General features: G+C 72.9%; 1 pseudogene. It reads left to right on the forward strand.

What is annotated here, in order from left to right:
• Positions 1-18: 18 nt before the first annotated feature.
• Positions 19-11,009, forward strand: a pseudogene (locus tag LQ326_RS43685) (hypothetical protein); the annotation flags it as partial.

Genomic DNA, 11,009 nt, shown 5'->3' on the forward strand with positions numbered 1-11,009 from the left:
CGTACCGGACCATCCCTGATGACCATCCACGCGTCGCCGCAGCTGAACAACCTGTTGTTCGTGCTCATCGGTGAGAAGATGCTCCAGGCCGACGAGGACATGGCCTACGCCAACGGCAAGCCGTACGAGCGGCTCGGCCGGCGTGTCCGTGATCTCTCGGACCTGATCGAGCAGACCGCCGGTGGGGTCGGGCGCGCGCTGCCGCCGCAGGTCGGGAACAACTATGTGCGGGCGATGCACATGTTCCTCGACAGCGGCGGTGTCAACTACCTGAAGGAGTTCGCCGACCAGCTCGACAGCATCGGGCAGTCCCGCACCAAGTCCTCCATGGACATCATGGAGTCCAAGTGGCAGATCATCGCCGAGCTGATCCGGCTGCTGATCGAGCTGATGATCATCGCGGTGCTGTCCGCCTTCACCGGCGGTTCCGCCTCAAGCCAGGCCGCGGTGGCGAAGGCCCGCAGCCGGGTCGCCATTCTCACGCTGCTCGAATGGCTGATGAAGAAGACGCATCTGATGCCGAGCCTCACCGAGGCGATCGAGGAGGCGTTCACCACCTTCGCGGTACGGCTGGCCATGATGCTGGGCGCACCCAAGGGCCGCCGCCCCAGCGGGTTCGACTGGTCGCAGATAGTCCAGGATGGTGTCTTCGGCGCGTTCACCGGCCTGTTCCACGGTCTGCTCTCGGACCTCGGCAAGGGCCTGAAGAACAAGTTCAAGAACATCTTCGACACGCACAACCCGTTCAAGGACATCAGCGGCAACGGCGGCAAGTTCAACCACAAGTTCGACAACCCCGACCTGCACAACAAGCCCAACCCGAAGCCGACTCCGACGCCCGACCCGAAGACCACACCGACCCCGACGCCGAGTCCGCACCTGACGCCGACCCCGACTCCCACGCCCAAGCCCAAGAGCCTGGGCGACAAGGTGAAGCACGAAATCGGCGAGGACATCGAGCACTTCCTCACCGAGGGCGGCGCGGAGACCCTCGGTGAGATCGCCGCGGCGTCCGTCTTCGGCTTCCCCATCGACCCCCTGAACACCTTCCTCGGCAGTGGGCTCAGCTCGATGAGCGAACGCCATCTCGGCCAGGGTGCCAGCGCGTTGGGCAACAAGTTCAACTTCACCACCCCGCCGCCGGTGAACACCCTGAGCACCACTGACATCCCGGACGACGGCACGTCCTCGACGAACGACCCGTCCCACTCGTCCCCCACCGGCGACAACACGACCACCACGGGCCCCCATCCCGTCAACACCGCCTCGAACAACGGCAGTTCCTCGACGAACTCCACCTCCCACCGCACATCATCCACCGCCACCCCGCCGCCCCAGTCCACCGGCGCCGACGACGTGCAGGTCGACGGGGGAGACCTCCAGAGCAACGTCCCGCACGGCACGACGAGTTCGACGGACCACACGGGTACGACCGGGAGCGGCTCGTCGTCGAACACACCCACGAGGACACCGGACCGGACCGGCACGAACGACGACCCACGGACCCAGCAGCCGGAGCAGACCTCGCAGGGCGACTCCGGCGACACCACGGCCTCCGGCACCCCGGCGCCGGTCCGTACGCAGCAGCCGCAGAGCTCCGGTGGTGGGGAGAGGGCGGAGGAGTCCGGGCAGGGGAGCGGGCAGTCGGACGGTATCCCGGACGGCTCGGCTCCCGTGCCCGCGTCGAGCATCCCGGTGACGGGTGTCCGTGACACCACTGTCGTGCCGCCGGGCGGGACGGGTACCGGCAGTCCTGCGTCGGGTTCCGGCTCGCCCTCGAACACCGGTGGCAGCCCGGACACCGGGCCGGCGCCGGTCCGTACGCAGCAGCAGCCGCAGAGCTCCGGTGGTGGGGAGAGGGCGGAGGAGTCCGGGCAGGGGAGCGGGCAGTCGGACGGTATCCCGGACGGCTCGGCTCCCGTGCCCGCGTCGAGCATCCCGGTGACGGGCGTCCATGACACCACTGTCGTACCGCCGGGCACGGCCGGGTCCGGTTCCGGCGCGCCCTCGACCGCCGGAGGCAACCCGCGCACCACCGCGTCGGGGCACCCGCAGGGCACGACGTCCGACAGCCGTGCCACCAACGGCACGGACACCACGCAGACCACGGACACCGAGGTCGACGGCAGCTCCCGGCCCGAGTCCGGGACGGACCCCGGTCCCGACCGGGTCTCGACTCCTGCCGACAGCGATCTGCCGACGCCGGTCGCCACCACCAGCAACAGCGCGCCTCCTACGACGAGTTCGGCCCCGGACACGGCACCGCGGCCCCATCCCGGCTCACCCGCTCCGGAACCGGCGTCCGTGGTGCTCACGCCGTCCGTCACGCCGGAGTCCGGAGGATTCGCGGAGACGCGGGCCGGGGTGACGGCTTCGGAGCGGAGTACCACCTGGGTGGATCCGGTGTCCCGGCCGCTCGGGGCGGACGGCAGGCCCACCCATTACGTGGTGCGGGCCGGTTTCGCCGTACGGCGGTTCACGCACGACGGTGTGCCGGTCACCGATCTCACCGTCACCTACCGGCTCACCGGCAGCCCGCACCTCGGGTCGCAGGCCGACGGCGTGCACCAGCGTCTGACGGACGGTGTGCGGCGGGTCTTCAACACCCCGGGCCACCGGCTGCGGGACGGGAGTCTGCTGCACGTCACCGTCGTGCCCGCCGCCCCCGGTGAGACACCGCACCTCGACGTCACCCTCACCGACCCGGCGGACGGCATCAGGGCCACCCACCACTCGTGGCCGGCCGGCATCTCCGACTCCGACCTGGCCCACGAGGTCGGCCACCAGCTCGGACTGCGCGACGAGAGCGGCCTCGACCCCGCCGCCCCGCACCGCGGCGGCACGGCCAGCCTGATGGGTGACCCCACCCGGCCCGCGCCGCCGACGGAGCCGACCGATCCGTCGTACCAGCCGGGCGGGTTGAGGCCTCGGCACCTCGATCTCATCGGCAGCATGGTCGACACTCCGGCGGTCGCCCACCGGGGGGGCGGCCCCGGGGGACCGGGCGCGGACCCGCCCGCCCCGCCGGTGGCCGAGACGGAGACGGAGACCGTCCCCGCGGTGGTGCCGGTCGTCCCCGTGCTCACGGTGACCTCCCCGGAGGGCCACACCGCTCCGCCGCCCGAGGCGGAGAGCGACGGCGGACGCCGTACCTCCTACCTCGGCGGCTACGGACGGCGGCACGACGGCCAGGTGGGTCTGGTGCACGTGGAGCCGTTCCCGCCGGACGTGGTCGACGGGGTGCACCGGCAGGTGCTCGCCGCGCTGGGCCGGCCCACCCCGCGCCCCGACGACCCGGTGCACGCGCAGCTGCGGGACGTGCTGTCCGCGGAGCAGATGGTGATGAACCTGCCGTATCTGCGCAGTCGCGGCGGTCACCGGATCACCCTGGACGTCGACGGCGTCCAGCGGCACGTGGACGTACGGCTGACGCTCGACGACGCGCGGCCGTCCGCACGTCAGGGCGACATCGACACGAGCGACCCCGACAAGCACGTGGAGCGGCGCGGGCAGGGCACCCGGGAGATCGTCTCCGCGCAGCCGTCCGGCACGTTCTCGACCATTCCGGTGCCGTGGACCGGCACGATACCGATCGCGGCGGCGGGCCCCGTCCGCGGAGTGGACCTCGGGCTGTCCGCGACCCTCACCCACAACCAGGCGGACGGCTCCACCACCGTCACCCAGGTCGTGCAGACCACCAGCGCCCAGCGCAGCAACGAGCCCTCCCGCGCCTACGACTTCACCGGCAACTGGGAGGTGCGTCTGGACGCGCCGGCCCCGGGCCCGGCCACCGCACCGGCCGCCATCACGGACGTGGCGGACACGGCGGTCGCCACCACGACCCCCGATCCCGCGGCCGACTGGCGGCCGGCTCAGCCGCACGGGCCCGTCACCATCTGGTTCCCGCAGCACCTCGTCGACGCCGACGCCGATCCCGGGCAGGAGCTGCCCACGCCCGCCCGTCTCGACGACCTGCCGGTCTACGGCGTCGACTCGGTACTGAACCCGCGGCGGCTCTACGAGGGTGCCGCCGGGCACTTCAGCGCCGATCTGGACGCCACCTCGTCGTCGCAACTGGCCGACTTCCTCGCTGAACCGATCCTGCGCGGCACCCTGCCGATGCAGCGCGGGGGCGGGCTGTACTCGCCGGTGCTCACCGACGCGCACGGGCGGGCGGTCGGCATCATGCGGCTGGAGGCGCAGGTCACCCCGACCACCCCGGTGGCCAAGAGCATCGACAAGAAGATCAACCTGGAGAGCCATCTCGTCAACTCGGTGAAGAACGACCAGAACACCTCGTTCAACAGCGGGGTGACCTTCTCCGGCAGCATCGGCCCGGCCTTCACCCACGACTCGCGGCCGGGGCACCCGGACGCCTCCCGCACCGTCGGCGGCACCTTGACCGTCAAGGGGACCGCGAGCCTTGCGGCGCAGAACGTGTTCGGCACCAGCTCCGTCGCGGGCACCATGCACGCGGTCCGCACCAACCGCAGCCACCTGCTGACCGAGGCGGACGTCACCTACACCCTCACCCTGACCCGGCCCGACGGCAGCACCGAGACCTACGCGCCCGGCACCTGGCGGCACGGGCTCGACCTGCGGATGCTCAGCGCCGAGGACGCGCGCGGCCATGTACCGGCCGAGGACGAGATCCGCGCCCTGCCGCACGAGCTGGCGACGTTGGAGTCGGTCGGGCAGTCCACCGCGCCGCTCGGCGTGGACGGCGCCGACCCGCTGTTCACGGAGGCGGAGACCTGGCTGCGGGACCACGGTTTCCTGCCCCCGCCGGCCGACGCCCCGCGCCGGAGCCGACTGCCCGACGAGACGCTGGTGCAGGCCCAGTTGAACAACCTGCGGCGGCTGCACGAGCTGCGCTCCCAGCTCGGGCTGCGGGCCGCGACGGACTCCATGGTGGACGGCGGCCACTCGCTGTACCTGGAGATCCCCTCGGTGACCGGGCGCCGCCGGGTACGGCTGGAACTCGGCGCGCAGCGGGACGCCGGCCTGCCGGTCCGGCACCTCAGGGTGCTGCCCGACATTCAGGTCATGGGCCTCGCACAGGCGGCGGGCGGCGGCACCGGCCGGCTCGGCAACACCTACGGCCTGGGCGCCGGGTTCGGCGGCGGGCTCAGCGTGCCGACCCCGCACGGCGCGTGGACCCTGAACGCCACCGGCGACTACCAGTACGTCGGCCAGGCCGCGCTCGGCAACACCACCGCCACCACGCTCGGCCACGACCAGTTCTTCATCGGCACCGGGCAGAACACCGAGGAGTTCGGGGTACCGGCCCGCCTCACCCTCGACCTGTACGAGGGCCCTGGCCAGGAACCGCTGGTCCGGTTCGGCGAGCCGGAGCCCGAGCCGCGCGCCGAGGACGATCTGGAGGCGGGTCCGCCGGTCATCGGCCCGCGAGGTGTTCCGGGGACGGTCCGGCTGGCCGTACCGCACGAGCGGACCCTGGCCGCCGAGGAGCCCGCGCCCGAGGGCGAGCCGTACACCGTGCGGCAGGTCGCGCCGCTGGACACCGAGCGGCTGGCCATGACGGACCCCGCCACCGGCGAGCCGCACCCGGACGTGGTCCGCGTTCCGGACGACGCCCACATCGACGTGGTGCGCGGATCGGCGGCGCTCCAGGACGCCTTCCGCCGGATCGTCACCGGCGCCGGTGACGGTGCCGGGGACGACACCGGCACCCACGTCGAGACCGCCGAGGACGCCTCCGCCACCGGCGCCGCCACCCCTGCCCCGCCCGGACGGTTCTCCCGGCTGCTGGGCGGAGTGACCGGATTCCTGAGCAGTTCGCTGGTCGGCAGCCCGTCCACCGACACCACCACGGTGAGCGCGGAGGCCCGGATCACGGCGCTCTCGCCCGGCTCGCTCGTCGGCCGGGGACACCAGATCCTCGGCGGCACCTACGTGGTGGAGGGACTGACCCTGCCCGGGCTCGGTGCCGACGGCCAGCTCGCGATCGAGATCCAGGCCGTCGCCCACACGCCCCGGCTGACGCACAGCGTGAACCAGTACCTGGAGACCGGCGTCTCTGTCGCCGACTCGGCGCAACAGCTCAAGGGCCTCGGAAAGACGCACCAGTTCGGCCTGGCGGGCTCGGCGACCCAGAACAACCCGCCAGCCCCCACCGCTGTGAGCGGGCAGCCCGCCGGCTCCCCGGCACCGACCCCGTCCCGATTCAACCCTTCCGGGCGTTACCAGTACGACCGCAAGAGTGACAAGTCCGACACCCTCACCGCCGTCACCGCGACCAACCGGGTGCCCACCCAGTCCGGCCGGCAGCACCGGATCACGGCCGACGTCACGTACCTCATCACCGTGCGGTCCGGCCACCGCAACGTGCTCGCCAACTCCTTCGGGTTCGGGCCCGCGCAGACCGTCACGCTCGCCGTGGACGTGCCGCGCGGACTCCAGTTCCTGATGACGGACAGTCAACTACGGCGTGACGGGCGGTGGATGGATGCGGTGGCAGGCCGCCCGGACGACCCGTCGACGACCGGTCTGGAGAGTCCGCCGCTGCCCAGCCGGTACGTCCGGGACGGCACCCTCGGCCTGGCCGCGGTCAACTCGGTCACCGAACTCGCCGGCCTCGGAAACGGCACCGGCCCTGCCACCGGTTCGGCCACGCCGCAGATCGAGCAGCGCGGTCGGCTCCACGACGAGGTACGGCAGTTGGTGGACCGGTACGCCCCCGGCGTCACCACTCCCGGCCACGCCTCCTACCTGCCCGGAGTCGCCGCGCTGATCGCCGACAACACCGGCGTCGCCGGGAAGCGGGCACTCATCGGGCGCGGCGGGGGACAGACCCGGTTCAGCTTCCGGCACCACCGGTTCGGCGGGGCGGCCCTGGTCGAGGTGACGTTCTCGGCCCGCCCCACGACCACCGCCGCGAGCCGGGGCGCGCTGCGGGGCACAGCGGTGCCGGGCGACAAGTCCGGTATCGAGCAATGGGGTTCGCACACGGCGGAGGGCCGCTCGGCCTCCACTTCGACCGGCCGCCAGCACCGGCTCACCGTCAACCCGACGGCCCGCTTCAGCCGCCCCGACACCGACGACCGTACGGACCGCACCGGTCCCTCCCTCCAACTGGTCTCCGCCACCAGCAAGGTCGACAAGAAGGGGCGCACCGCCGAGGACCGGTTCTGGCTGCGCACCGACAGCGCCGCCGACTTCGACGGGCTCGACTACGAACTGGTCGCCACGGTCCGCTCCACCCTGGTCGCCGACTGGCCGCCCAACGTGGTGGGCGCCCTGGTGCAGCGCGGGATCATCGCCTGGGACGACGCCGACGCGTCCACCCGCTCCTGGCTGAGCCGCACCCTCTCCGGCGAACTCGGCGGCCAGGCACGGGTACCCGCCCTGGTGAGCCTGCGCTTCACCGGCAGCGAGACGGACACTCCCGGCGACGGGCTGCCCCAACTTGCGCCGTCCGTCTCCAGGGTGGACCCCCGCACGCTGACCACCGGCCCGTCCGCACTGCGGGACACCGACCTGTTCCACCCGACGGGCAACGCCCCGGTGTACGGCTTCAACGCCTGGGACCAGCTCTACACGGCTCTCGACCAGGTGGCCCCGGCCACCGGCAGCGGCTGGCGCTCCCAGCCGGCGTCGACCTCCGACGAGCACGCCTCGGTACGGCTCGGCGAACTCATCCAGGCCGGCACGATCTCGCTGGACACACCCCGTCAGGTCGGCGGCATGCTGCCGACGATGCCGGGTGCGTTCCCGTTGCAGGGCGTACCGGACCAACGGCCGACCCTGACGGTGTCGTTGTACCGGCCGAGGGCGGTCACCGACGGCGGCGACGTGGCCATGGACCGGCTACGGATCACCTCCGACAGCAGCAGCACGGTCTCCGGCGGCGACACCACCACCGGGCTGGCACTGCCGTTCGTGCTGAGCGCCGACGACCCCGACCGCAATCTGCTCGGCGCGACCCCGCCGCTGCTGCAACGGCCGGTCGACGCGAGCAACTTCGGCAGCGGTGTCTCCGGCGGCCGCCGCGACTGGCTCAAGACGGGCAGCACCAGCATGCCCGCCGAGGGCCGCGGCACCCGCAGCTACGAGATCCAGGCCGACGTGCACATCACGGTCTCCGGCCCCGAGGGCGTACGCCATGTCACCGGTACCGCCACGGTCCGCGTCGAGGAGCGCGACGCGCTCGGCCACGGCATCACCGAGCCCCGCCCGGTGCCCCGCGTCTACGACCTCCCGGTGCTGCTGGCCGAACAGACCGGCGCCGCACCGGCGGACTGGGCGACGACACCGCTGCGCGAGGTACCGGCCGCCCTGACCGCGAGCGTCGACCCCGAGGACGACGGATACCAGTTCTGGGTGGCCACCGGCCCCGACCCGGACGGCTCCCGTCTGTCCCTCGCCCTCTACGGCGCCTCCCGGACGGCACGCGCACAGGGCCACCCGGTGGAACTGGTCACGCGGGGCCCGGAGGGGCTGCGGGTGTGGTCGTTCGACCCGGACGGCACGCTCACTTCGCCCCCCGCGGCGACGCCCGGCCCGGACGGCGGCACGGTGTCCGGCTCCACCACCGGCGATCCGGCCCTGGACCGGGCATGGGCGGACTTCGAGACCACCGCCGCCGAGTTCGACCGGGCCGAGTCCGACCACACCGAGGCGCTCGTCGACGAACACGGGCTGCGGGACCTGCGGCCCGACGCCCAGGACTCCGTGGACGGGGCGGCCATCGCGCTCGCGGACGCGACGGCCGAGGCCCACCGCACCGACACGGCCGCCACCACCGCCGAGCAGGCGGCGGACCGGGCCGAGGCGGACCTCCGTGCCCTCACCGAGCGCGTCGACACGCTGGTCGGCCGGATCTCCGTGACCCGCCGCACCATCGGCCCGCTCACCGACGCGATCGCCGAGGGCGAGCGTCAGGAGATACGCCTCAGCGCCCGGACCAAGGAAGCCCGCCGCCACCTCACCGAACTCACCGACCGGGCCGCGGCAGCCGCCACGCGCCCCTCCGGCTCCGCCGACACGACGAGCGTCCCGACACCGGGTACGACCGATGCGACGAGTGTCCCGACGCCGGGTACGAGCGGCACGGACGGTGCTACGACGGGCGGGACCGCGGCTCCCGCCCCCGCTGAGGACACCGCCCCCGCGGTCGACCCCGTTCTCGCTCGGCGGATCGAGGAGACCACCGCTGAGATCAGCAGGCTGGAGGCCGAACTCAGCGAGGTGCGCGCGGACTTGGCGCGGGACCGTACGGCTCTCCAGGACACCCGGAACGGCCTCGCCCGTGACGAGGCGGCCCTGGACGAGGCGCGGGCGCAGTTCCCTGGCGTACGGGACACGGCCGGCACCCGGCGTGCGGAAGCCGAAACGGCACGCGGGCACGCCGAGGACGCGGCCCTGACCCACGACGACGCCCGCGAGACCCACGAGCGGGCGGAGCAGCGACTCGGTGACATCGACACCGCGCTCGGCAACGCCCTCGGCCGGCGCGACGACGCGGCGGCCCGCCGCGCGGCGGCGGAGACCGCGCTGCCCGGCGAGGTCGGCCTGGTACTGGCCGCCGCCCCCTCGCCGCTGCCCACGTCACGCACCACGCTCGCCGCCGTCACCCCGCGTTGGCCCGGCTCGGGGCGCCCGCGCACGGCGGGCCCCTCCACCGGCAACACTCCGCCCCCCGACGACACTTCGACGAGCGACGACGACTCCACCATCGGGGACGAGGACTCGGACGGCGGCGGCCACTCGGACGCGGACACCGAACTGACGACCCCTGACCCGTTGTTGACCACCCCGGCGAAGGACACCCCATCGCCCGGCGACGAAGACACCGCGGGCGGTGACAAGGGCGGCACGTCCGGGAACCTCGGCGGGACCTCGGGCGAGGGCGACGGGAGCACCTCCGACGACCCGGGCGGCACCATCCCGACCCATGGCCAGGACACCGCACCGGCGGACACGGACACCCACACCAAGGACGAGGCCAAGGGTGAGGCCAAGGACGAGACCGAGGCCAAGCCCGACGACAAGGCGAAGAGCAAGACCGAGTCCGATGCTGACGACAAGGCGAAGGCCAAGGCCGACGACAAGGGCAAGGGCAAGGGCAAGGGCCCTGCCCAGGACGACACCGCGAACACACCGCCCCAGCCCGTGCACTTCCAGGTGCGGGCACCGCGCGGCAGCACCGTCCGGACCCGCGGCGACGGCCAGTGCCTGCTCTACACCTTCATCGGCACCGACCCGGAACGCGTTCGGGACCGGCTCCCCGGACTGTCGGCCGAGGACCCGGACCTCCACACCTGGCTGAGCGACCCGCTCCAAGTGCGCACCGCGCTGGCCCGGTTCGCCGGCCGGTCCCCCAACTCCCGGCCGACCGCGGCCGACGAGCGCCTGAAGGCCGCGGCGGAACGGCTGCGCACCCTCGCAGAGGACCGGCTGCTCACCGCCCGCAGCGGCCGCCCGCTGCCGTACGACGCGGTGGGCCAGGTACGGCAGACGCTCGCGCGGTGGTTCGAGCAGCAGACGGCGACCATGGACCGGCCCACGCTCCTGGCGACCCTCCAGGAGTACGGCATCACCGGCGTCACGGAGCCGGCCGAACTGGGCGATCTCGACACGCGCTACATCGAGGCGCTGTCCGAGGACGGCACGACGGGCCCGGACGACCCCGGCGCCCCGCACATGTTCGGGTACCTGCGCGACACCGGTCGGCTGCCCACGCTGGACCAGCTCTCCGACGCACAGCTCCGCAGGGTGCTCGGGCACGGATACACCGGCAGTGCCGCGCAGTTCACCGACGCCGAGCTGGCCCACGCGCTCGACGCCGTCCAGAACTGGTCGCGGTCGTGGGAGAGCAACCAGGGCGAGCTGTTCCTCCCGCTGCTCGCGGACACGCTGGACGTGGCCGTGGAGGTACTCCGGCCGAACGTGACGACCGGCCTCGGCACGGTGACCCGGGTCGGCTCACCCACCGCCGCCCGGGTCCTGGAGGTCCACTACACGGGCCTGAACCACTACAGCGCCAC

This window comes from Streptomyces shenzhenensis, from assembly GCF_021462265.1.
Lineage (GTDB): Bacteria > Actinomycetota > Actinomycetes > Streptomycetales > Streptomycetaceae > Streptomyces > Streptomyces shenzhenensis.